Genomic DNA, 22,728 nt, shown 5'->3' on the forward strand with positions numbered 1-22,728 from the left:
CGGGCCAGCCGGCAGGGTCGCATCCACTACGCACATTGCGCCAACCCGCTTGAGGAAGCAGTCCCCAAGCGGGTATTCGTGTTGATGCCTTCGACCCGGCCGCTTTTTCAACTTTCAACGCATTCAGGTGAGTGATGAGTCTCAAGGACCGGATCAACGACGATATGAAAACTGCCATGCGGGCGCGTGAGACCGAGCGGCTCGGCACGATCCGCCTGCTGCTCGCCGCCATCAAGCAGCGCGAAGTCGATGAGCGCGTCATGCTCGACGGCGCCGCGATCACCGCGGTCGTCGACAAGATGATCAAGCAGCGCAAGGACTCCATCAGCCAGTTCGAGGCCGCAGGCCGCACGGATCTGGCCGACAAGGAAAAGGCCGAGCTGGCAATTCTGTCTGCCTACATGCCGGAGCAGATGTCCGAGGCGGAAATCGTTGCCGAAGTCCAGGCCGCGGTCGCCCAAACCGGCGCGGCCGGCCCGCAGGACATGGGGAAGGTGATGGGCGTGCTCAAGCCGAAGCTGGCCGGTCGCGCCGATATGACCGCGGTGTCGGCGCAAGTCAAAGCCGCGCTCGCGAAGTAATTTGAGTTTGTCCGGCCTGCGCGCGCCGTTGTCCGACGCCGCGCGCAGCGTTGAGCTTTTTAGGTAGCGTCATTTACTGTGATTCCACCGTCATTCCTGCAGGACCTGCTCAACCGCGTTGATATCGTCGACGTGGTCGGCCGGTATGTGCAGCTGAAAAAGGGCGGCGCGAACTTCATGGGGCTGTGCCCGTTTCACAACGAGAAAAGCCCTTCGTTTACCGTTAGTCCGACTAAACAGTTTTATCACTGCTTCGGCTGCGGCGCGCACGGGACGGCCATCGGCTTCCTGATGGAACATGTGGGATCCTCGTTTCCGGAGGCGGTCAACGATCTGGCGCAATCGGTGGGCTTGACCGTGCCGAACGAGCCGTCGCCGGGGTATGGCGGGGGCGGCGCCGGCGGTTATGCACCGGCGGCGTCCAAAGCCGTCACCACGGCACTCTCCGATGTCATGCAGACCGCTTGCGATTTCTACCGGAAGCAGTTGCGCGGCGCGCCGGGCGCGATCCAGTACCTGAAAAAGCGCGGCTTGACCGGCGAAATCGCCGCGCGCTTCGGTCTGGGCTACGCGCCAGACGGCTGGCAGAATCTCGAAGCGGCCTTCCCCAATTATCGCGACGACGCGCTGGTGGAGTCTGGCCTCGTAATCGTCAGCGAAAAGGCCGACGCACAGGGGCAGAACCGCCGCTACGACCGCTTTCGCGAGCGGATCATGTTCCCGATACGCAACGTGAAGGGGCAGGTGATCGGCTTCGGCGGCCGCGTGCTGGACGGCGGCGAACCGAAATATTTGAATTCGCCCGAAACGCCTCTATTTAACAAGGGCAGCGAGCTGTATGGGCTGTTCGAAGCGCGTCTGGCGATTCGCGAACAGCACTACGTGCTGGTCGTGGAAGGCTATATGGACGTGGTCGCGCTGGCCCAATTGGGGTTTCAGAACGCGGTCGCCACGCTCGGCACGGCTTGCACGCCGGTTCATGTGCAGAAACTGATGCGCCAGACCGATACGGTCATCTTCAGTTTCGACGGCGATTCGGCAGGGCGGCGCGCCGCTCGCCGGGCGCTGGACGCCTGCCTCCCACACGCGGCGGACAACCGGACGATCCGGTTCCTGTTTCTGCCGTCCGAGCACGATCCGGATAGCTACGTGCGTGAATTCGGCACCGAGGCGTTCGCCGAGCAGGTCGAGCGCGCGATGCCGCTCTCGCAGTTCATGCTGAACGAAGTGCTGACGGGCAAGGAGCTGGATCAGCCGGAAGGCCGGGCGCGTGCCCTGTTCGACGCCAAACCGCTGCTGCAAGCCCTGCCGGCCAACGCGTTGCGTGCGCAGATCATGCATATGTTCGCCGACCGTCTCGACGTGCCGTTCGACGAGGTGGCGGCCCTCTGCGAGGTCGATTCGCGGATCGCGGCTGCGGCGCGCCTCGCGCCGGCCCGCAAGGACCGGCGCAGCGTGACAGGGATCGAAGAAAAGACGCTGCGCAATCTCGTGATGTATCCGCGCACGGTGGCGGTGCTCGACGAGGACGCCGAGCAGGCGCTGCTGAGCGTCACACGGCACGGCGAATTGTTCGAGGAAGTGACGACGCACGCGCGTGCGCTGGGCGATTCGGCGGAGTTTCAGTTGTTGTCCGACCTATTGCGAAACGGCGCGAACGCCCCAACTTTCGAGGAAATCTTTCGCAAAATTCTAGACTATGATGAAAATGTCCGGGATTTGCTGCTGAAAGACCCTCAGGACGAGACCGTCATCGAGGAACGGCGCGAGCAGGAACGGATCGTGGGCGAGGAACTGAAAGCGGCGATCCTCAAGATGCGGTACGACGCTTATTGCGACCGTCTCGAGCAGCTTTCGCGACAATCCCGGCACACGCCGGAGGAGTTTGCGGAGCTTTCGGAATTGAATCGGAAACGGGCTGATATGAAGCGTCAGCTAGGTCTGTGAGGGAGAGGGCGGAAACCTTGGGTGGTATAATTAAAGGTTTCTAGCGGTTTGTTTTTCAAGGGTTTTCCTAGCAAAGGCGAAAAGGCGATGCGATGGCAAAGACTACAGGCGGAAATCAGGCGACAACCGGTGCACGCTCGAAAGAGCCGACCAGAAAGGTCACCGAGGCCAAGTTAGTTTCTTCCGCCAGAAAAACGTCTGCTGTCAGTGTTGCACCAGCTGCCGGGAAGAAATCCTCGGTCGCTTCCGCGGCACGAGCGGATCCGGTCAGAGGGGCGAAAGCTGTGCCGGCTGCCACGCAGCCGGGTGTCAGAAGCGCAAGGGAAGCGGCTGCCGCGCAGGACGATGCGGTAGTGCGCGAGACTTCAGTATCCACGGTTCTACCGGCTGTTGTCCACCAGCCGCGAGTCGAGACTACAGCCGGTACGGCGAACTCCATGACGAAAAAGCTGAACGAAGTACCCGTCGATGACGATGCAACCCAGACCGAAGAAACCCCTGCCGCTGCACCGGGCAAGGTGGAAAAGGTCAAGGCTCGCGACCGTCGTGCCAAGGAAAAAGCGCTTCTGAAAGATGCATTCGCATCGTCGCAGCCTGGTACGGTGGAGGAGCTCGAGGAGCGCCGCTCCAAACTGCGCGCGCTGATCAAGCTCGGCAAGGAACGCGGCTTTCTCACGTATGCAGAAATCAACGACCACCTCCCGGACAACTTCACCGAGACCGAGGCGATCGAAGGCATCATCAGCACGTTCAACGACATGGGCGTGGCGGTCTACGAGCAGGCCCCCGACGCTGAAACGCTGCTGCTGAACGACAACGCGCCCGCCGCTTCGTCCGACGACGAAGTGGAAGAGGAAGCGGAAGTCGCGCTGTCCACCGTCGACTCCGAATTCGGCCGCACCACGGACCCCGTGCGTATGTACATGCGCGAAATGGGTACGGTCGAATTGCTCACGCGTGAAGGCGAAATCGAAATCGCGAAGCGGATCGAGGACGGTCTGAAGCACATGGTGATGGCCATCTCCGCGTGCCCGACCACGATCGCCGACATCCTCGCGATGGCCGAGCGCGTCGCGAATGAAGAGATTCGTATCGACGAACTGGTCGACGGCCTGATCGACGCCAACGCGGAAGACGCCGACGGCTTCTCCGCGCAGGAGGCGGAAGCGATCGAGAGCGAAGACGAGGAAGTCGAGGAAGAAAGCGACGAGGACGAGGAAGAAGACGACGGCACCGCGCAAGCCACGGCCAACGCGGCGCAGATGGAAGCGCTCAGGCGTGCGTCGCTCGAAAAATTCGCGATGATCAGCGAATGGTTCGACAAGATGCGCCGCGCGTTTGAGAAAGAAGGCTACAAGTCCAAGTCGTACCTGAAGGCGCAGGAAACGATCCAGAACGAACTGATGACGATCCGCTTCACCGCGCGTACGGTCGAGCGTCTGTGCGACACGCTGCGCGCGCAAGTGGACGAAGTGCGTCAGGTCGAGCGTCAGATCCTGCACACGGTGGTCGACAAGTGCGGCATGCCGCGTGCGGAATTCATCGCGCGTTTCCCGGGCAGTGAAACGGATCTCGAGTGGGCGGACAAGATCGTCGCCGAAGGTCACGCGTATAGCGCGATCCTCACGCGTAATATTCCGGCGATTCGCGAACAGCAGCAACGTCTGCTGGACCTGCAGGCGCGTGTCGTGCTGCCGCTGAAGGACTTGAAGGAAACCAACCGTCAGATGGCGGCCGGCGAACTGAAGGCGCGGCAGGCGAAGCGTGAAATGACCGAGGCGAATCTGCGTCTCGTGATCTCGATTGCGAAGAAGTACACGAACCGTGGTCTGCAGTTCCTCGACCTGATTCAGGAAGGCAACATCGGCCTGATGAAGGCGGTGGACAAGTTCGAATATCGTCGCGGCTACAAGTTCTCCACGTATGCGACGTGGTGGATTCGCCAGGCCATTACGCGTTCGATCGCCGACCAGGCGCGTACGATCCGGATTCCGGTTCACATGATCGAAACGATCAACAAGATGAACCGCATCTCGCGTCAGATTCTGCAGGAAACCGGCCTCGAACCGGATCCGGCAACGCTGGCGGAGAAGATGGAAATGCCGGAAGACAAGATCCGCAAGATCATGAAGATCGCGAAGGAGCCGATCTCGATGGAAACGCCGATCGGTGACGACGACGATTCGCATCTGGGCGACTTTATCGAGGATAACAACACGGTCGCGCCGGCCGACGCCGCGCTGCATGCCAGCATGCGCGATGTCGTGAAGGACGTGCTCGACTCGCTGACGCCGCGCGAAGCGAAAGTGCTGCGTATGCGTTTCGGTATCGAGATGAGCACCGATCACACGCTCGAAGAAGTCGGCAAGCAGTTCGACGTGACGCGTGAGCGGATCCGTCAGATCGAAGCGAAGGCGTTGCGCAAGCTGCGTCACCCGAGCCGCTCGGACAAGCTGAAGTCGTTCCTCGAAGGGAACTGATCGAAGCAGGTGTTGGCGGCGGAAAATGTTGTGCTTGAAGGGGCTTCCCGGTTGTTTCGCTCGGGCGAAGCGGTTGCGGAGGCCCCTTTTTCGTGTAGTATGTCGGCCAACCAGCGAATGGGCCCGGCCTTCAAGACCGGGTCTTTTTTCTTGGGCTGGACGCCGTGTTGGTTGCAGGCAGTGGACTCATAATCCACCGGAGAAATCCCACCGTGGGTTCGAATCCCACCCGGCCCACCAAAGCTTGAAAAAAGGGTTCCGAGTTTCTCGGAACCCTTTTTGTTTGGCGCGAAACGGGATGATTGAAGCGCTTTGGCGATTGAAGCTTGTGCCGCGTTATTGATTTCATTTGACGGATTTCGAGCCGAATCTCGGTGCCGCGCAGAAGTGTGGTCGTCATTCGGTCTGGTGAATTTGCAAAAGCGCTTCCACCTTCGTCTCGCGTGTTCGAAGAGGTTTCATTAATGGGCAAAACCTAGGCCCGATCAATACCGCCTCTTTCTCTCAGCACACGCCATTAAATACGACTCGGCTTCAACCTCTGGTTTGCAGATATTCCACGCGATTGCTCCGGCGCTCCTTTCTTCCCTTGGCGGCCGACCGCACAGACGGCAGGCGATGCGCCGGCTCTCGCTGCAAACGCTCCGAATTTCGTTCGACGGCAGTGGCACGTCGCCTGCTCGCGGTCGGCTTCCAGGCAATATCAATAAAACGAGAATCATCATGCGATCCGACCATACCGCTACTGATCTGGCCCCGGCTCAGCGACCACTAGCCATGCCACTCGACGATGCCGGGGACAACGCGCCGCGACGACACGTCAGCGCGTTCGCGCGCGTTACCTTCTGCTTTGCCTGGCTGTTTGGATTGGAACCGTTCCTGACGGGACCCGCTGACGTGGAGTCGCGCTCGAAGAGGGTGGACCGCCATTAACCCTCTCCAGCACACGCGTTCGTCGAAGATGTGCGAACCATCGTTGCGGTCGGGCGTTGAAACTTTCGTTGCGAACCGAAGCAATTTCTACAGTTCGCGTTGACGAGCGCGGGATTGCCCGCGTCGAGCGAGAGGAGACGCAAGCCAACGGGCCGTTCGGGCGCCGTGGGAAACCTCGGCTGCACGCTCTAATTCGCTGGGAATTAGGGAAACTCCGCGTGAAAAAGGGCCCGGCCTGTCCGTTAAACGACTAAGGAAGGCCGTTAGATGTTCGCCGTCCGCTTTCAGTACGGCTGTGTCACGCGGCGGTCGGCGCCGCAGTTCACCTCCGGGCAACGCCCGTACTGAAGGCATCCTTCTGATATGCACGCGATTCGGCGGAAGACCCGCCTACGACGTAAGAGCGTAGGAAGGACATAGCGAGAACCGATGAACCGCCTGAGGGCGGTTTTTTCATTTCATCGACAGCGCACGCACGCAGGCTCTGGCGGCGTTTGCACTGTTCTCGAACGAAACGATTCATGCAACTGAGGAAATGAATCATCGTCAATCAATAAAGGGGCTAATTGATTAGCCCGAAAATGACAGTATTAACTCCATTAAGTTCCCGGTCTTCCAAAATAAATTTACAGCCACCGCGCAATTCCGCTTTGCGCAATTGCCTTATTTTCAGGCACTCCCGAGTTTGAATCACCAATCGTTCCGACCCGATTACGTCACGCGTATTAAAACGTGTTGCATATGCACAACTTCGAATATTGAGAGGTTGCAAATAACTTCTGACCAGAGCAGCCGCGCGGCACCGCATATCTTGCGATAAACGCATGTAAAACAACGACTTAATGCCCTTGCCGCCAGCATTGTTGCGAATTCTGAAAGATCCTGTTGCGTAAATTGCCCGCGCCGCTACTAGGGTGTCCCCCTACACTCACGCTTCGTTTGAAGGGTGCCCGGCTGAACTAAACGATTCGGCCAAAGGGCGGCAGCACAGGCCATGCATGCGCTGCCGAGGCAGGTCCCGCTCCCCGCGTAAATTTATCGAACTTGGAGTCCCACATGAAAAAGAGTCTCATCGTCGTTGCGGTCGCCGCATCGTTCGCATCCGTCGCTCACGCACAAAGCAGCGTGACCCTGTATGGTCTGTTGGACGCGGGCCTGACGTACACGAGCAACGTTAACCACAACTCCAAGTGGGCAGCCGGCAGCGGCGGCATCAACCAGAGCATGTTCGGTCTGCGTGGTTCGGAAGACCTGGGCAACGGTCTGAAGGCAATCTTCACGTTGGAAAGCGGCTTCAACGTCAACAACGGCCGCTTCGCTAACAACAACGGCATGTTCAACCGTCAGGCATTCGTCGGCCTGTCGAGCGCGCAATTCGGTACGGTTACCTTGGGCCGTCAATACGACGCAGCTCAAGACTACCTGGCACCGCTGACCGCAACGGGCAGCTGGGGCGGCACGTACTTCGCGCACCCGTTCAACAACGACAACCTGAACACGAACGGCGGCCTGTCGGTCAACAACTCGATCAAGTACTCGAGCGCTAACTACGCTGGCTTCACGTTCGGCGGCACGTACGGCTTCTCGAACCAGGCTGGCCAGTTCGCCAACAACCGCCAGTACAGCATTGGTGCTGCATACCAGTGGCAAGGCCTGCACCTGGGCGCTGCTTACGCACAGCAGAACAACCCGGCTAACAACACCACCGGTGCTTCGGACGGCGTTGTGGCGAACACGGCAGGCCCGATCGACGGTCAGTTCCGTCAACGTCAATTCGGTGCAGCTGCTTCGTACGCATTCGGCCCGGCAACGGTCGGTGCTGCATTCACGCAGTCGCGCATCGACAACCTCGTTGGTGCAGCAGCTGGCCAGCGTCAAGGTCGTTCGAACAACTACGAAGTCAACGCCAAGTACAACGTGACCCCGGCTCTGGGCTTGGGCGTTGCATACACGTTCACCGACGCACGTGGCTACGGCGAAAACGTTGACGGCAACGACATGAAGACCCGTTACCACCAGATCGGCCTGCAGGCTGACTACTCGCTGTCGCGTCGCACGGACGTCTACGCTCAAGCCGTGTACCAGCACGCAATGGGCGACGGCGGTGTCGCTTCGATTTACAGCGGCGACAACACGGTGCCGACGTCGTCGTCGAAGAACCAGACGGCTGCTACGGTCGGTCTGCGTCACCGCTTCTAAGCTTCAGCAGAAGCTGGTTGTAGTACAGAAAGGTGCCGTTCGCGGCACCTTTTTCTATGCGTGCGGCAATTCGAATGCCGCGCGCCTCGCGGGTCCTCGCGGACCCCGCCGCCTCTTTAGAAAATCGTGCGCAGACCGAGTGCAACGCCGGTCTGATTGCCGCGGCCCGGCAGTTCGACCGAGGCGGCACCCGACACCTTGTCGAAATCGACCGTGCCATACACCTCGGTGCGCTTTGACAACGCGTATTCAGCCAGCGCGACGAACGTATAGCGATAGCCGCTACCCACTTCACCATTGCCGATCGCCGCATTGGACATGTGGTCGTAGTAGGCTGCGCCGGTCAGCGTGAGCGCGGGCGTGGCCTGCCACGCGACGCCGGCGAACGGGCCATTGTCGACCCGACCCCATCCCTTGACGATATCGACGCCCGGCACGAGCGTCTGCTGCGCGAGCGCGCTGTCGACGAAACCCGTGTCGTCCTTCGAATGCAGATAACCGACGTACACCTTCGTGGAGCTGAACGCATAGACCGCGTTAGCGTTGAAGATGGTCTGCTTGTGATTGCTGTTGTCGCTGTTCTGTTGCACGCCGGCCGCGACGCTCAAGGGCCCGGCCACATACGACAACGTGAAGCCGTACATATTGCCCGCGCCGAGATGCCCCGGTATCTGGCCCGAGAAGCCGTCCTCGCCGGTCGATTCCGAGTTGGCGCCGAACGAGTACATCGCGGCCAGGGTCAGGCCTTTGTACGTGCCGGTGTATTTGACGGCGTTGTCCGCGTAGAGTCCCGCGCCGAGCGCGCCCGGCAGCCACGAGTTTTCGGCGTAGTTGCCGACCGTGAGCGGGTCATAAGTATCGCCGAGCAGATCGAACAGGGGCGTTTTCTGACGGCCGAACGTCACCGTGCCGTACGGGCTGCTCAGGCCCACGTACGCATTGCGGTTGAAGATCCGCTGGCTGTCCGAGGCGGAGCCGTCCTGCAGATTGATGCCGCTTTCCAGATCGAAGATCGCCTTCAGGCCGCTGCCGAGATCCTCCGAGCCGCGCAGACCCCAGCGGCTATTGGTAATCGCGCCGTTGGTCATGTACAGGCGGCTGTCGTTCTTTGCGTTGGAGTTCGTCAGATACCGCACGCTGACATCGGCGACGCCGTACAGCGTGATCGAACTTTGCGCCATGGCCTGTTCGGACGTCACGGCGAGGGCAGCCCCGCCCACGAGTGCGGCGGTCTTGAGGAGTCTTATTTGTCTCACTGGAATTCCTGCATATGCGGTTATGGATTTTTCATTCAAACGCGGCGCGCGCAGACAGGCTGGGCGCCGGGCGCGCCGATGATAGACCACGACCCAGGCCGCGCCATTGGCCCTTTGACGCAATAACGTATTGTCTTTTTTGGCGATTGCGCTGGCGAATTTGACAAGAATTGACTTTCGCGAATGCGGGCTTCGGTTAATCTCAAAATGACAGATGAAATAGACCCCATTTTCGCGCCGACGCCGGCAGGTGTACTGTCTGCGCGCGTTGACACTATGAATACATTCCTCGCAAATCCACCGGTTCATTGGCCGGCTTTTCAGGAGCTGACTGATGAGCAGTGGCAGCGTATCGCGCCCCTGCTGCCTGAAATGCTGGATCGCGGACCTCGGCGCGGACGTCCGAGCATAGATATCCGCCGGGTGCTGAATAGTGTGATGTGGGTGCTGCATACGCGAGAGCCGTGGAGTGCGATGCCCGAGGCTTATGTGCCGTATCAGACCGCGCATCGCTATTACCTGCGCTGGAAGAGGGCGGGCGTGCTGAATGCCGTGGCGCTTGTGCTGTTCGAGACCGATGCGATTCCGAAGCGGCGCGGCGCGCGCAAGAGCGACGCCGGCCTCAGCTAGATCGTTCAGGATCGCGCATTCGCTGCGTGGCGATAAGCAGAAGCCGTCATATGGGCAACCCATGACGGCTTTTTTGTCGGCCGCGCGACGAGCGCGCCATGCGATGCTGCCCCTAGATCTGCTCCCGGCCGAACGCGCTCAGGCGTTCGAGGTCGAGCACGTCGATCTGGTTATATGAGAGGCGCAGTATTTTCAGCCGTTCGAGGTTTTGCAACGCCTGATTGATTCGCTGGCGCGACACGCCCGCCAGCAGGCCGACCTCTTCCTGCGAAATAGCGAGCGTGCGGCCCGTATCGGGATACAGATCCGGGTTGAACAACTGCGCGAGCGATTGCGCGACGCGCGCATCCACATCGAGCAAGCGACTATTCTGAATCGATGCGATGAATTCGCCCATGCGGTTGTTCAGTTGCCGGATCACGAAGCCGGTGAACGGCAGGCTCGACTCCAGCAACGCATGGAACGTCGCGGACGGCACGAACATGACGAGCGAAGGCTGGATCGCGGCCACGTCGTATTTACGCAATTCCCGCTTGATCACGCTGCCTTCGCCGAACCAGCCGCCGGGCGGCACGCCGGACAGCGTGCAACTGCGCCCCGAGGCGTTGTAGATGGCGAGCTTGATCAGGCCGGCATGCACGCCGATCCAGTAGGCCGACGGCTCCTGGCGGCGCGCGATCCACGCTCCGCCGTCCAGATGCTCGGCGTGCGCGGTGGCGAGGACCATCGCCTGATGCTCGCTGGCGAGTGTCCGAAACCACGCGCAGCTGGCGAACAACCCCGCCAGATCGGCACGCGCCACCCGCTCCGGCCGGTGCGGGCAGACGTCTGCGAGGGCGGTGAGCGGGGCGTCGTTCATATGCGGGTTAAGCGCGTCGGTGGCAAAAGTCGGTTCGGATAAGCCACGGGCGCACTACTCTGTCATTTGGATGACAGACAGTTCACCATGGCACTTGCTAGGCTAGCTCATCAATCAGAATAATCGGCGGCGCGGTCCGCGCCTCAGGAGACGACGCAATGAAGCACATGTTCGAAGAAGGTCTCGAGCAGCGCGAGGCCAACTATGTCCCGCTGACGCCCATCGATTTCATCGTGCGCGCAGCGGAAGTCTACGGTGAGCGGCTCGCGGTCGTCCATGGGGAGATTCGCCGCACGTGGCGCGAGACTTACGAGCGCGCGCGGCGTCTGGCCAGCGCGCTGCGGCAGGCCGGCATCGAACGCGGCGATACGGTCGCCGTGTTGCTGCCCAACATCCCGCCGATGGTGGAAGCGCACTTCGGCGTGCCGATGGCGGGCGCCGTGCTCAACACGCTCAATACGCGGCTCGATGTGTCGTCGCTATTGTTCATGCTGCGCCACGGCGAGGCCCGGGCGTTGATCGTCGACACGGAGTACGGCGAGTTCGCGCGCCGTGCGGCACTGGAATTCCCTGCGTTGCGAGTGATCAGTGTGGCCGACGCGATGCCCGCCGATGCCGCGCAATTCGTCCGCGCGACAGACTACGAAACGTTCCTGCAGGCCGGCGACCCGGCTTTCGCCTGGACCCAGCCGGCCGACGAATGGGACGCCATCGCGCTGAACTACACGTCGGGCACGACCGGCGATCCGAAGGGCGTGGTCTACCACCACCGCGGCGCGTACCTGAATGCGCTCAGCAATATTCTCGAATGGGACATGCCGAAGCACGCGGTCTACCTGTGGACCTTGCCCATGTTCCACTGCAACGGCTGGTGTTTTCCATGGACCGTCGCCGCGCGGGCGGGGGTCAACGTCTGCTTGCGCAAATTCGACGCGAAGACGGTGTTCGACCTGATTCGCCGCGAAGGCATCAGCCACTATTGCGGCGCGCCGATCGTGCAGAGCGCGCTTGCCAATGCGCCGGCCGAATGGCGTGAGGGAATTACGCATCGCGTCTCGACGATGGTGGCGGGCGCGGCGCCCGCGCCCGCGGTGATCGCGAAGATGAAGGAGATCGGCTTCGACCTGACGCACGTGTACGGGCTGACCGAAACCTATGGGCCCGCCGCAGTCTGCGCGAAGCAGCAAGCGTGGGAAGCGCTCGACGACAGCGCCCGCGCCGAGCTGAATGCGCGGCAGGGCGTGCGCTATCACCTTCAGGCGGCGGTGACCGTGCTCGATCCGGACACGCTCGCGCCGGTTCCCGACGACGGCGAAACGCTCGGCGAGATCATGTTTCGCGGCAACATCTGCATGAAGGGGTATCTGAAGAACGAACGCGCGACCGAAGCGACTTTCCGCGGCGGCTGGTTCCATACCGGCGATCTCGGCGTGCGGATGCCCGACGGTTATATCCGCATTCGCGACCGCAGCAAGGACATCATCATTTCAGGCGGCGAGAACATCTCGAGCATCGAGGTCGAGGACACGCTGTATCGTCACCCGGCGGTATCGGTCGCCGCCGTGGTGGCGATGGCCGATCCGAAGTGGGGGGAGGTGCCGTGCGCGTTCGTCGAACTGAAGGAAGGCGCTCAGGCGACCGAAGAAGAGATCATCGCGCACTGCCGATTGTTTCTGGCCGGCTACAAGTTGCCGAAAGCAGTGCGCTTCGGCGAATTGCCGAAGACGTCGACGGGAAAAATTCAGAAGTTCGAACTGCGTGCGCGGGTCAAAGCGGAACGCGGCGAATAGCGCGCTGTTGAGCAATGTGCCGAAGGGCGCGCGCCGACCGTTACCGGGGCTACGGACGCTAAGGGCGCTGGATCGCGCCCGCAAGACATGCACTTTCAGCATGTCATCGTGCAGCGTAGCCGTGCGCTCAACCGCGCGTGTCGACCCAATGATGCGCCCAGCGTGCCGAGTGCTGCAGAGCCTGTTCTTCGCTCGTGAAGTAGTCGAGAGAATAGAACTGGTAGCGCCCGTCGGTACGTGCGCTTTCGGCGCGTTCGAGCAACAGGTTGGATGAAAAACTGCCGTCGGGCAAACGATGCGCCGAGGGTTGGACGGCATAGCCGTTGTAATGATGAAGATGTTTGCTTTGCATTTTATATTTTAATGATGTCGATTGCGCGCCGGCCGTACGAACCCGTGATACGAGTTACGCGGACGAGCTGATTCAAGCCATTGCGAGCCGAATCCTGACGCAGTCGGGGTGCGAAAAAATGGGCGTTGAAGCCGGAGGGGAGAATGAGGTGCAACGAGGCGTTTGGCGCTTAGGCAAGCTGCTCGAAAACGAATGCAGCTAAAAAGCGATCGCGCCAACTGTGGGAGACAAACGCTCCGCGAGGATGTCGCTGCAGCCCGATGTCCGTTGCCGGACACCGAGCCCTTCAAACTTACAGCGGCTTGATGTTAGCCGCTTGCAGACCCTTCGGGCCTTGCTTCGTTTCGAAGCTCACTTTCTGATTTTCAGCCAGCGTCTTGAAGCCGTCGCTGCGAATTTCCGAGAAATGCGCGAACAGGTCGTCGCCGCCCTTGTCCGGGGTGATGAAGCCAAAGCCTTTGCTGTCGTTGAACCACTTAACGATACCGGTATCCATGAAGAATCCTTGAGGAAAAAAATTGAAGAATTTGCTCTGATGAAGAGCGCGTGAAGCGTCAAGGAGGGAGAGGACAACGAATACCGCTGAGGAGCGAGACATTGATGAACAGCAATCGAACTTCTTGAACTTCGGGTGCAACAGTAACCGCGCAGGTGTGTCGGCGTCAACACATAACTTGTAACTGTTTTGAGAGGTGCGGTAAATCCCTATCACGTGGCGGCTGCCGGTAGAGCCCCCGCTTGCATGCATGCCGCGCCCATCAACGCGGCATGCCGTTCGGGGAGTTCGAATGGGCGGCGGCGCTCTCAGATGCCGACTTTGTGCGCATTCAGAATCAGGCGCAATCCCAGCGCGGCCACTGCGGTCGCCGCAATGCGATCGATCCAGGCCTTCCATTGCAGATAGATTTCTCGCGGCCGTTTGCTCGAAAAACACAAGGCGACGATCGTGTACCAGCCGGCCTCGATCGTGAAGATTGCCGGCGGCAGCGCGAAGTAGCACCACAGCGGCGGATGCTGCGGAAGCAGCGCCGCGAAGATACTCCCGTAATAGACGGCCGTTTTCGGATTGCTCAGTTGCGTGCTCAAGCCGATCCAGAAAGATTTACGCGGATTGCCGGAGACGGCTTGCGCCGCATCGAACGCGAGCGGCTTGGCCGCGCCGCGCCAGATTTTCGACGCGAGATAGATCAGGTAGACGCCCCCGGCCACCTTCAGGCCGACGTAAAGCCATTCGACCGTGGCCAGCAACGTGTAGAGGCCGAGCAATGCGATGCCGCTGAAAAACACGCCACCCATGCCCATGCCGAGCGCCGTCGCGAGACCGTCGCCGCGCGACAGCCCGATCGCATTGCGAGCGACGATGACGAAGCTCGGTCCCGGGCTCATGGCGCCTAGCAGCAGCGCGGCGAGAATGGTGAGGATGGCGGTTGAGGCGGGCATTGTCGTGTCTCCAGCGCGGGGGTGTTAATTGATGAAACATAGCATGACACCGCGCGCTTTGTTCTTGAATAGACAGCTATTGCAGCGTCCGTGGGCAGTGCAATAAAAGGAATGAAAAATGGAAAAGCCCCATTCGCATACGAGTACTGCGTTGCGGCAACCGGAATAAATTGGATGCTAGAATCGGCTTCCATACGCTGAAGCTCCTTCGATCACGGGGCGAGGCACGAGCGCAATTCGAGCTGCTTGCCTGCAAATTCCCCTTACTCCACGAGTTAAAGGCACGATTTCCCGATGCGGATTCGACACATCGGGACATTGGCGTGAATTCGAATTGCACGCTATCCATCTGAATCACGCATAGACTTCGCATTGTTTTGCGGAGTCGTTGTCCGTGTAACGCGAGCATGATTAGCTGCGACATCGGTAAGTTATGAAAGAGCGACAAGAACAACGACTGTTCGACCTCGATGGGAACGCGCGCGAGCGTCTGATCGAGTGGATCCGCCGTCGCATGGATGATTACGGCATTACGATGGAAGCGCTCGCCGACTCGCTCAAAGCCGACGCGAACGCGGTTCGGGCAGTGCTGTATCGCGACGCCTTCGGCAACACGTGGGACGGTCACGGCGATAAACCGGACTGGCTGGCACGCGCGATTTACGCTGGACAGAACATCGATCACTTCCGCTGTTAACCGAATCTTTTGCCATACGCACGTCGTCTGTTCATCGGGCAGCCTACGCCGTGGCCGTTGATCGCATGGGCGATTAGCCTTAACATCGGGCGGGTCGTTGCCGACTCCGTGACCATTCCATTCGGGCTCACGCGGCACAGAACTGGAAGCTCCATGCCGTACGGTCGCCGAATTTCTTCATCTGCATTCCCCTCTCATTGTTTCCTTGCGTGTCTGCGCTACGGCGTGCTGTTCGCTCTGCTGTGGCTCACTATCGGCTGGTCGTTCGGTGCGGCCTCTGACGCGACTAGGTATTCCGCCGCTCGCATGAACCGGCAAATTGCGCCGTCCGTGCCGCACAGGTCCAAGGCGAAAGCCCGAAACTCGGGCAAAGCGCAAAAGCCCTCCACCGGCAAGGGCCGGCGTCGCATCGCGCGCAAGCGCAAGCACGCGACGAGGGCCGAGCAGCCGGTGCACATCGGCAAGCTCACCGCCAAACCTCGCCGCCAGGCCGCGCGCAATACGAAGGGGATTCGCCACGCGAAGCGCGCCGTGGCGCCAGCGGCGCGGCACAGCGCCCGGCATCCGTCGGCGTCGCGCGCGTCAGCGCAGGCCGGGCCGAAGCTCCTCGCTCGCTGTGGCTATACGCCCCGATCGCGCGCATTGCTTCGCGCGCGAGCCGTCTACGTCGTCGACGAACGAACGCATACCGTGCTCACCGAAAAGCAGGCCGACCAGGTCATGCCGATTGCTTCGGTATCCAAACTGATGACCGCAGTCGTTTCGCTCGATGCAAAGCATGCACTGAGCAAGCCGCTCAACGTCACGGTGCAGGATCAGGATTTCGACAAGTTCACGGGCTCGCGCCTGAGCGTGGGTTCGAGGCTGTCGCGCCACGACATGCTGCACATCGCGCTGATGTCGTCGGAGAACCGGGCGGCGGCCGCACTCAGCCGCGACTACGTGGGTGGCCGGCCAGGCTTTGTCGCTGCGATGAACGCAAAGGCCCGTGCGCTCGGCATGTGGCGCACGTCGTTCGTCAATGGGACGGGCTTGTCGCCGCAGAATGTCTCGACCGCGCGGGACTTGTCGCGGCTGGTCGAGGCGGCCAGCCGATATCCGCTGATCCGCGCGTATTCGACCGATCGCGCGCAAATCGTTTTCCCCAGCGGCAGCCGGACACAACTGAGTTATCACAACTCCAATGCGTTGGTCAGAGGCGGGGACAGCTCCATCGTCTTGCAGAAGACCGGCTTCATCAACGAGGCGGGACACTGCGTGGTCGTGCGAATGATGGTGCATGGCCGGCCCGTCGACATCGTCGTGCTGGGCGCGCCCGGCGCGCACGACCACATTGCCGACGTAATCAGAATCGGCCACTGGCTGCGCTGCTCACTGCACTGAGCCGTTTACCCGCCTACGCAAAGCAAAAAACGCCCGCGCAAGGCGGGCTTAACTACTTGGAGTTTCGCGATCCAGTCGCTAGACGGATCACGTTCAGTGTAGATGAAAGCTATCTGAAGGTGTTGAATGTGCGCTTCACAGGCTGCTTCACAGGCCACCGCCACAGCTCACACTTCACAGGTCGAAAAACACCGTTTCCTTGTCGCCCTGCATGTGAATGTCGAAGCGGTACACGTTCGCCGTATGCGGCTCGCGACGCGCGATCAGCGTGTCGCGCCGATCCGCCGGAACCGTGGCCAGCACTGCATCGCGCTCGTTCGCCTGCGCCTCGTCCTCGAAATAGATACGCGTGAACGTGTGCAGCAGCATGCCGCGCATCGTCAGGATCACATTCACGTGCGGCGCTTCATCGGGACTCGCGCGGCCCGGCTTCACCGTTTCCACGAAAAAGCGCTTGTGCGGGTCCGTACCGGTGCCGACGCGCGCAAAGCCGCGAAAGCCGGTCTTCTGGATTTCCTCACGCGACTCCAGATAGTGGCCGTTCGAGTCCACTTGCGACATCTCGACCATCGCATCGCCGACTACCTTGCCGTCACCGTCGAACACCTGACCGATGATCGTGATGTGCTCGCCGGCCGCTTCGCGGTCGGCCAGAACGTGCGTGAACAGGCTCTTGAAATCGAAGTCGTATTGCTGCGGGCAAAGACCGTAGGCGAAATAAGGCCCAACGGTTTGCGAAGGCGTTTGCTTCAGAGTGGTCATGGCTTAACGCTCCATCGGGGTTTCGTTCGGGCCGCGCAGCACGATGTCGAAATCGTAGCCGAGTGCATAGGCCTCTTGCGTCGTGTCGAGCGAGAAGCTCGAGATCATGCGTTCGCGGGCGTGCTCCGGCGTGCCCTGATAAATCGGGTCGAAGGCCAGCAGCGGGTCGCCGGGGAAGTACATCTGCGTGACGAGACGCGAGCCGAAGTGCTCGCCGAACAGCGAGAAATGGATATGCTGGGGGCGCCATGCATTCGGATGATTGCCCCACGGATACGCGCCCGGCTTGATCGTCAGGAAGCGGTAGCGGCCTTCGTTGTCGGTAATGCAGCGGCCTGAGCCGAGGAAGTTCGGGTCGAGCGGCGCGTCGTGCTGATCGGCCTTGTGCACATAACGGCCGGCCGCGTTGGCTTGCCAGATTTCGACCAGCGTATTGCGCACCGGGCGGCCGCTTTCGTCGAGCACCCGGCCCGTCACGATGATGCGCTCGCCGAGCGGTTCGCCATTGCGCACCGCGTTGCGCGTCAGATCGTGATCGAGCGCGCCGAGGTCATCAGTACCGTAGACCGGCACGCGCTGGTCGCGCAGCCGTTCCTTCAGCGGAATCAACTGACGCGTCGGGCCGCGCTTGGTCGACGAACCGTAGTTGGAATAGATGTACTGGGGGTGGGACGCGAAATCGCGCGGAGTAAGAAAGGAATCTTCCATGAGTGTCTCCTTCGAGGAATTGTGGGATCCGACGTTATGGAGGGACTTTATCCAACCCGGGCGGTTATGCAAAATGACGTTTTCGCTCTTTTCGTATAACCTTACGTTATGCAACGCAGTCTCGCGGATAGCCGCGTCAAATTCCGTCATCTGCAGTGTTTTCTGGCCGTCGCCCAGTTCGGCAGCGTCCAGCGGGCCGCCGACAGCCTGTCGATCACCCAGCCCGCGGTCTCAAAAACGGTCGCCGAGCTCGAAGCCATTCTCGGCGTGAAGCTGTTCGAGCGCGGCCGCCATGGCGCCGTGCCGACCCGCGAGGGGCAACTCTTTATGCCGCACGCGAGCGCGTGCGTGAGCGCGTTGCGTCAGGGCGTCGACCTGCTGGCGCGCGCCGAAGGCGCCGCGGCGGCTACGCTGGAAATCGGCATTCTGCCCACCGTCGCGGCAGCGCTGATTCCGCCGGTCCTGAAACGGTTCGCGGCGCTCTGGCCGCGCGTAATCGTGCGTCTGGCCAACGGTGCGAACCCGGAATTGCTCGAGCGCCTGAAAGCGGGCACGATCGAATTTGCCATCGGCCGCCTCGCCGATCCCGAGCGCATGGTCGGCCTCAGCTTCGAGCAGTTGTTCACCGAGCCGCTGGTGGCAGTGGTGCGGGCCGGGCATCCGCTGGCGCTCGGTCCCGGTTTGCCGGCGACGTCGCTGGAGGATTTTCCGGTGGTGCTGCCGCCGTTCGGCACGCTGATACGGCAATCGGCGGATAGCCTGCTGAACGCGTGGGGCGTGCAGCCGCTGTCGGCGTTCGTCGAAGTGCTGTCGGTCTCGACGGGCCGCGCGTTGACGCTCGAAAATGACGCCGTGTGGTTCGTGCCGCTGAGCGCGGTGGAGTACGAGTTGGCGCATGGCATGCTGGTGCGTTTGCCGCTGCCGTTCGCGGGCACCGGCGAGCCGGTCGGCTTGATCCGGCGCTCGGACACGCAGCCGTCGCCGGTGGCACGGGCGTTTATCGACGCGGTGCGCGAAGTCGCGCAACAGCGGATGGCGGCGACCGCTTCAGATAAGCCCGTGCGCAAACGTAGGCGAAGCAAGGCATCGGCGGCTTGATACGAAACGGCACGATCCCGTGCGGTCGGGTCGATTGGCCGGAGCAGTGAAAAGAGGGCAAACGGCGCGGTGCAAGGGGCCCGTATGAACCGTTCAGTACAAAATGAAGGTTGCGAACGCCCCGCCAACCGGTGTACAAACACGGTGCAAAAGCCGCCGCGCCGCGTTTGCCGCATTACACAGTGCAGCGCGCTCCGCCCTGCGGCTACTCGCCCCCTGATAGCCGGCGGTTTGCACCGAACCTCAGACACACCGCACACAGCGTCGAAAGACTGTACAAGGAGATTGCCATGCCCAGCGACTTGCCCACTCCAGACGCCGCGCTGCGCGCCGTGTCGGCGCCTGAGCACAATCCGCTCGGCACCGCCGGCCTCGAATTCGTGGAGTTTGCCGCGCGCGAGCCGCAAGCGCTCGGCGACACCTTCACCAAACTCGGCTTCAAGGCGATCGCGCGTCATATCAGCAAGGACGTCACGCTGTATCGGCAAGGCGAGATGCAATTCCTGATCAATGCCGAGCCCGATTCGTTCGCCGCGCGCTATGCCGAGGAGTACGGCGCGGGCATCTGCGCGATCGGCATTCGCGTGGCCGACGCGCAGCGCGCCTTCGATCGCGCGATCGAACTCGGCGCCTGGGCGTTCGAAGGCGAGAAGATCGGCGCGGGCGAATTGCTGATTCCGGCGATCCAGGGCATCGGCGACTCGCACATCTATTTCGTCGACCGTTGGCGCGGGCGCGGCGGCCAGCGCGGCGGCCTCGGCGACATCTCGATCTTCGACATCGACTTCCGGCCCATCGAGATCGACACGGCGCACGCCGATCTGAGCCATACGGGCAGCGGCCTCGTCGCGGTCGACCATCTGACGCAAACGGTCGGCGAGGGCCGGATGCAGGAATGGCTCGATTTCTATCGCGACCTGCTCAACTTCCGCGAGATTCATGAGTTGCACGCGAACTGGCACGTGTCTGCCGAATCGCGCGTGATGGTGTCGCCGTGCGGCGCGATCCGCGTGCCGCTGTACGAAGAGGGCACGCGCCGAACCAATCTGATGCACGAGTATTTGCCGGACCATCCGGGCGAAGGCGTGCAGCATATCGCGCTCGCCACCGACGATATCTTCGCGTGCGTCGAGCAACTGCTCGCGAACGGCGTCGAGTTCGTCGAACCGCCGCCGCGCTACTACGATCAACTCGACGCGCGTCTGCCAGGCCATGGGCTCGACGTCCAGCGGCTCAAGCGCACCCATGTGCTGGTAGATGGCGAGATCGGCGCCGACGGCGTGCCGCTGCTGTTTTTCCAGACCTTCGTGCGCCGCCGCACCGGCGAGATCTTCTTCGAGATCGTGCAGCGCCAGGGGCATCACGGCTTCGGCGAAGGCAATCTGAGCGCGCTCGCGCAGGCACGCGAAGCCGGCGCCTGATCACCGGCCGTGTGCGCGGGCCGCCTGCGCGCTCAATCGGTAGCGGGCTTACCCGCCAGCTCGGGATAGATCGCGCTGTAGGACGAGGCTTCCTGCAACAGCCATCCACGGAAACTCGCGAGCGGCTTGCCGTGGCTGAGTTCGGTGGGATAGACGAGGTAGTACGCCGAGTCCGCGACCGCCGGCGTGTCGAGCGGTATCACGAGCCCAAGCTGTTCGAGCTGCGTATCGACGAAAAAACGCGGCACCAGCGCGATACCGAGGCCGGCTGCGGCGGCGCTGATCAACATCGTGTGGAGTTCGTAACGCACGCCCTGCATGGTCCGGTTGTCGTCGACCTCCAGGCTCGCGAACCATGCCGCCCAGCCATCCGGCCGCGTGGTGGAGTGCAGCAGCGGATAGTCCAGAAGGTCGGCGGCGTGCCGCACGGGCCGCTTCAGCAGACTCGCCGCGCACACCGGCACCACTTCCTCGCAGAACAGAAAATCAGCCGAGGTGCCCGGCCAGGTCGGCTTGCCGTAGTGAATCGCTGCTTCGAAATGGGTCTCGGCGAACGGGAACGTGCCGGTGCGCACGCCCATGTTCACGCGCACATCCGGGTACTGCGCATTGAATGCCGCGAGCCGCGGAATCAGCCATTGCGACGCGAACGTCGGCAGCACGGCCAGTTCCAGATAACCGCCGCCACTACCATGCGCGATGATCGACAGCGTGTCGCGGTCGAGCTGTTCCAGCGAGCGCCGCACCTGCGCGCCATATACCTTGCCTGCTTTCGTCAGCACTACGCGCTGTTTGACGCGTACGAACAGCCGCACGCCAAGATTGCTCTCCAACGTATTGATCTGCCGTGACACCGCGCTTTCGGTAAGAAACAGTTCGCGCGCCGCATGCGTGAAGCTTTCGTGCCGCGCGGCGGCTTCGAAAGCGAGCAGAGCGCCCATGTTGGGGATCTTGAACTTTCGCACGTTGATTCCAAAAACGCATCAAGTGGCGATTTTATCTCGCTTTACGGTACGCCGGCGGATTTTGAATAATCTCGCCTTCAGAATGCCGTGCCGCCCTGTTGCGTCAGTGCCGGCGGGTTCCGTCGAGACTTGGGCGAGCGCGCGAAGCGCTACGTGGAGAACCGGTATGCGAAACATCAAGAATGCGAATGTCGAACAACTGCTGCTGAAATTGCTGGGCGCCGACAAGACCGCGCGGCTCTTCGCGACGCTCAACCATCCGCGCATCCTCGACGAATGGAACGACGGCAGCGTCACCCGCGCGGAACTCGCCCAGGCGATGAACATGGTGCTTTTCGAGGACCTGCTCGCGCGCTCGGCGAACGGCCGCCGGTACATCGAGGAGACGCTTGCCGCCGGTGGCAGCGTGTATTTCGACCACGGCGCGTTGCGCACGGTACGCTGGCCGCACAGCGGCGCGCTGCCACCCGGCGAAGCGGCGTTCGCGCGCATATTGCGGCCGCTCGGCTTCAGTATCAACGGCCGCTATCCGCTGGATCGTCTCGGCATGACCGGCCGCGCGTGGGCGCATGAGGACGCGCCCGACGAGATCGCACAGTTCTTCGTCAGCGAATTGCATCCGGAACGTTTCTCGGCGGCGTTTCAGCAGGTGGTGACGAAGGTGATCGGCGCGTCGCGCGATCCGCTGACGCCGCGTGCGGCTGGGCAGTTGTGGGAACTCGAACGCGACGGCGTGCTACCGCTCGACGTGGCGCATGAATTGCTGCCGGTGATCGTCGGTGCGTTCGCGCGCCAGCACGAGACGCCATGCGAGGCCGATTACGAAGTATTGTTGAAGGAGTCGGCGGAAATGGCGTGGATCGCGACCGAAGGCAACGCGTTCAATCACGCGACCGATCGCGTCGAAGACGTCTTCAAACTGGCCGACGACGAGAAGGCCAAGGGCCGTCCGATGAAGCCGGAAGTCGAGCGCTCGCGTTCGGGCCGCGTGTTCCAGACCGCGTATCGCGCGGACATGGTGCAGCGCGAGTTCCGCACGGCTGACGGCGGCGTGGTGACGCGTGAAGTGCCGGGCTCGTTCTACGAATTCATCACGCGCAAACGGAGTTTCGATCAGGACGCGCGGCGCTGGGAAACGGACCTGCGTTTCGACGCGGGCAACGCACAGGGTATCTTCAAGATGACTGCGAGCCAGGCCGCCTGAGCGCACGACGGCACAACGGGCGG

General features: G+C 61.6%; 20 protein-coding genes and 1 tRNA gene. 12 read left to right on the forward strand and 9 right to left on the reverse strand.

Features of this window, described 5'->3' with window-relative positions:
• The first annotated feature begins 134 nt into the window (after window positions 1–134).
• Together B0G69_RS19770 and dnaG are read left to right on the forward strand one after the other, a co-directional pair.
• Complete coding sequence (locus B0G69_RS19770; RefSeq protein ID WP_121320290.1) at window positions 135–581, forward strand: GatB/YqeY domain-containing protein; 447 nt, start codon at window positions 135–137, stop codon at window positions 579–581.
• A 78-nt stretch (window positions 582–659) separates the two neighbouring features.
• Window positions 660–2,528 carry a DNA primase gene (gene dnaG / locus B0G69_RS19775; RefSeq protein WP_121320292.1) on the forward strand — a complete coding sequence of 623 codons (1,869 nt, stop codon included), beginning with the start codon at window positions 660–662 and terminating at the stop codon, window positions 2,526–2,528.
• 115 nt (window positions 2,529–2,643) lie between these two features.
• Here the strand turns inward: dnaG and B0G69_RS41920 are convergent, their stop codons facing one another.
• A complete protein-coding gene (locus tag B0G69_RS41920; protein ID WP_241991567.1) occupies window positions 2,644–2,904 on the reverse strand; it encodes a hypothetical protein in 261 nt (86 codons plus the stop codon).
• Between B0G69_RS41920 and rpoD the strand changes: the two genes are divergently transcribed.
• The 3 genes from rpoD (at window position 2,813) to B0G69_RS19795 (ending at window position 8,140) form a co-directional block, all read left to right on the forward strand.
• Window positions 2,813–5,008 carry an RNA polymerase sigma factor RpoD gene (gene rpoD, locus B0G69_RS19780; protein ID WP_241991399.1) on the forward strand — a complete coding sequence of 732 codons (2,196 nt, stop codon included), beginning with the start codon at window positions 2,813–2,815 and terminating at the stop codon, window positions 5,006–5,008. The genes B0G69_RS41920 and rpoD overlap by 92 nt on opposite strands.
• Before the next feature lie 152 nt (window positions 5,009–5,160).
• A tRNA-Ile gene (locus tag B0G69_RS19785) sits at window positions 5,161–5,248 on the forward strand.
• 1,749 nt (window positions 5,249–6,997) lie between these two features.
• A complete protein-coding gene (locus tag B0G69_RS19795; RefSeq protein WP_121320298.1) occupies window positions 6,998–8,140 on the forward strand; it encodes a porin in 1,143 nt (380 codons plus the stop codon).
• Between the two features lie 116 nt (window positions 8,141–8,256).
• On the opposite strand, the gene B0G69_RS19800 is transcribed toward B0G69_RS19795, so the two are convergent.
• Window positions 8,257–9,396, reverse strand: a complete 1,140-nt coding sequence (locus tag B0G69_RS19800) for a porin (protein ID WP_199731295.1) — start codon at window positions 9,394–9,396, stop codon at window positions 8,257–8,259.
• A 183-nt stretch (window positions 9,397–9,579) separates the two neighbouring features.
• Here B0G69_RS19800 and B0G69_RS19805 point away from each other — a divergent pair, with 183 nt between their 5' ends.
• Window positions 9,580–10,026 carry a transposase gene (locus B0G69_RS19805; RefSeq protein WP_121320300.1) on the forward strand — a complete coding sequence of 149 codons (447 nt, stop codon included), beginning with the start codon at window positions 9,580–9,582 and terminating at the stop codon, window positions 10,024–10,026.
• Between the two features lie 112 nt (window positions 10,027–10,138).
• Here B0G69_RS19805 and B0G69_RS19810 read toward each other — a convergent pair whose 3' ends face one another.
• Complete coding sequence (locus B0G69_RS19810) at window positions 10,139–10,885, reverse strand: Crp/Fnr family transcriptional regulator (protein ID WP_121320302.1); 747 nt, start codon at window positions 10,883–10,885, stop codon at window positions 10,139–10,141.
• A gap of 158 nt (window positions 10,886–11,043) precedes the next feature.
• Here B0G69_RS19810 and B0G69_RS19815 point away from each other — a divergent pair, with 158 nt between their 5' ends.
• Complete coding sequence (locus tag B0G69_RS19815; RefSeq protein WP_121320304.1) at window positions 11,044–12,675, forward strand: acyl-CoA synthetase; 1,632 nt, start codon at window positions 11,044–11,046, stop codon at window positions 12,673–12,675.
• 127 nt (window positions 12,676–12,802) lie between these two features.
• Here the strand turns inward: B0G69_RS19815 and B0G69_RS19820 are convergent, their stop codons facing one another.
• From B0G69_RS19820 to B0G69_RS19830, 3 genes are all read right to left on the reverse strand, one after another.
• Complete coding sequence (locus B0G69_RS19820; protein WP_121320306.1) at window positions 12,803–13,027, reverse strand: hypothetical protein; 225 nt, start codon at window positions 13,025–13,027, stop codon at window positions 12,803–12,805.
• Window positions 13,028–13,319: 292 nt separating this feature from the next.
• On the reverse strand, window positions 13,320–13,523 hold the full coding sequence (locus B0G69_RS19825) for a cold-shock protein (RefSeq protein WP_121320308.1): 204 nt from the start codon (window positions 13,521–13,523) through the stop codon (window positions 13,320–13,322).
• A gap of 308 nt (window positions 13,524–13,831) precedes the next feature.
• A complete protein-coding gene (locus B0G69_RS19830; RefSeq protein WP_121320310.1) occupies window positions 13,832–14,467 on the reverse strand; it encodes a LysE family transporter in 636 nt (211 codons plus the stop codon).
• A gap of 433 nt (window positions 14,468–14,900) precedes the next feature.
• Between B0G69_RS19830 and B0G69_RS19835 the strand changes: the two genes are divergently transcribed.
• Window positions 14,901–15,164, forward strand: a complete 264-nt coding sequence (locus tag B0G69_RS19835) for an H-NS histone family protein (protein WP_121320312.1) — start codon at window positions 14,901–14,903, stop codon at window positions 15,162–15,164.
• Window positions 15,165–15,317: 153 nt separating this feature from the next.
• Window positions 15,318–16,547, forward strand: coding sequence for a serine hydrolase (locus B0G69_RS19840; RefSeq protein WP_121320314.1), 1,230 nt, complete (start codon window positions 15,318–15,320; stop codon window positions 16,545–16,547).
• A 174-nt stretch (window positions 16,548–16,721) separates the two neighbouring features.
• Here the strand turns inward: B0G69_RS19840 and pcaG are convergent, their stop codons facing one another.
• The gene (gene pcaG, locus B0G69_RS19845; RefSeq protein ID WP_121320316.1) at window positions 16,722–17,309 is read right to left on the reverse strand and encodes a protocatechuate 3,4-dioxygenase subunit alpha; all 588 of its coding nucleotides are present in this window, start codon (window positions 17,307–17,309) and stop codon (window positions 16,722–16,724) included.
• A 3-nt stretch (window positions 17,310–17,312) separates the two neighbouring features.
• Window positions 17,313–18,017: a protocatechuate 3,4-dioxygenase subunit beta gene (gene pcaH / locus B0G69_RS19850; RefSeq protein ID WP_121320318.1), complete on the reverse strand. Its 705-nt coding sequence runs from the start codon at window positions 18,015–18,017 to the stop codon at window positions 17,313–17,315.
• A gap of 108 nt (window positions 18,018–18,125) precedes the next feature.
• Between pcaH and pcaQ the strand changes: the two genes are divergently transcribed.
• Window positions 18,126–19,115, forward strand: coding sequence for a pca operon transcription factor PcaQ (gene pcaQ, locus B0G69_RS19855; protein WP_121320320.1), 990 nt, complete (start codon window positions 18,126–18,128; stop codon window positions 19,113–19,115).
• 290 nt (window positions 19,116–19,405) lie between these two features.
• The gene (locus tag B0G69_RS19860; RefSeq protein ID WP_121320322.1) at window positions 19,406–20,536 is read left to right on the forward strand and encodes a VOC family protein; all 1,131 of its coding nucleotides are present in this window, start codon (window positions 19,406–19,408) and stop codon (window positions 20,534–20,536) included.
• Between the two features lie 32 nt (window positions 20,537–20,568).
• Here B0G69_RS19860 and B0G69_RS19865 read toward each other — a convergent pair whose 3' ends face one another.
• Window positions 20,569–21,501, reverse strand: coding sequence for a LysR substrate-binding domain-containing protein (locus B0G69_RS19865; protein WP_199731296.1), 933 nt, complete (start codon window positions 21,499–21,501; stop codon window positions 20,569–20,571).
• Between the two features lie 166 nt (window positions 21,502–21,667).
• Here B0G69_RS19865 and B0G69_RS19870 point away from each other — a divergent pair, with 166 nt between their 5' ends.
• Entirely contained in the window at window positions 21,668–22,705 is a 1,038-nt protein-coding gene (locus B0G69_RS19870; RefSeq protein WP_121320326.1) for a DUF1338 domain-containing protein, read from the forward strand.
• Window positions 22,706–22,728: the final 23 nt, after the last annotated feature.

Source organism: Paraburkholderia sp. RAU2J, from assembly GCF_003634845.1.
GTDB classification, from domain to species: Bacteria; Pseudomonadota; Gammaproteobacteria; order Burkholderiales; family Burkholderiaceae; genus Paraburkholderia; species Paraburkholderia fynbosensis.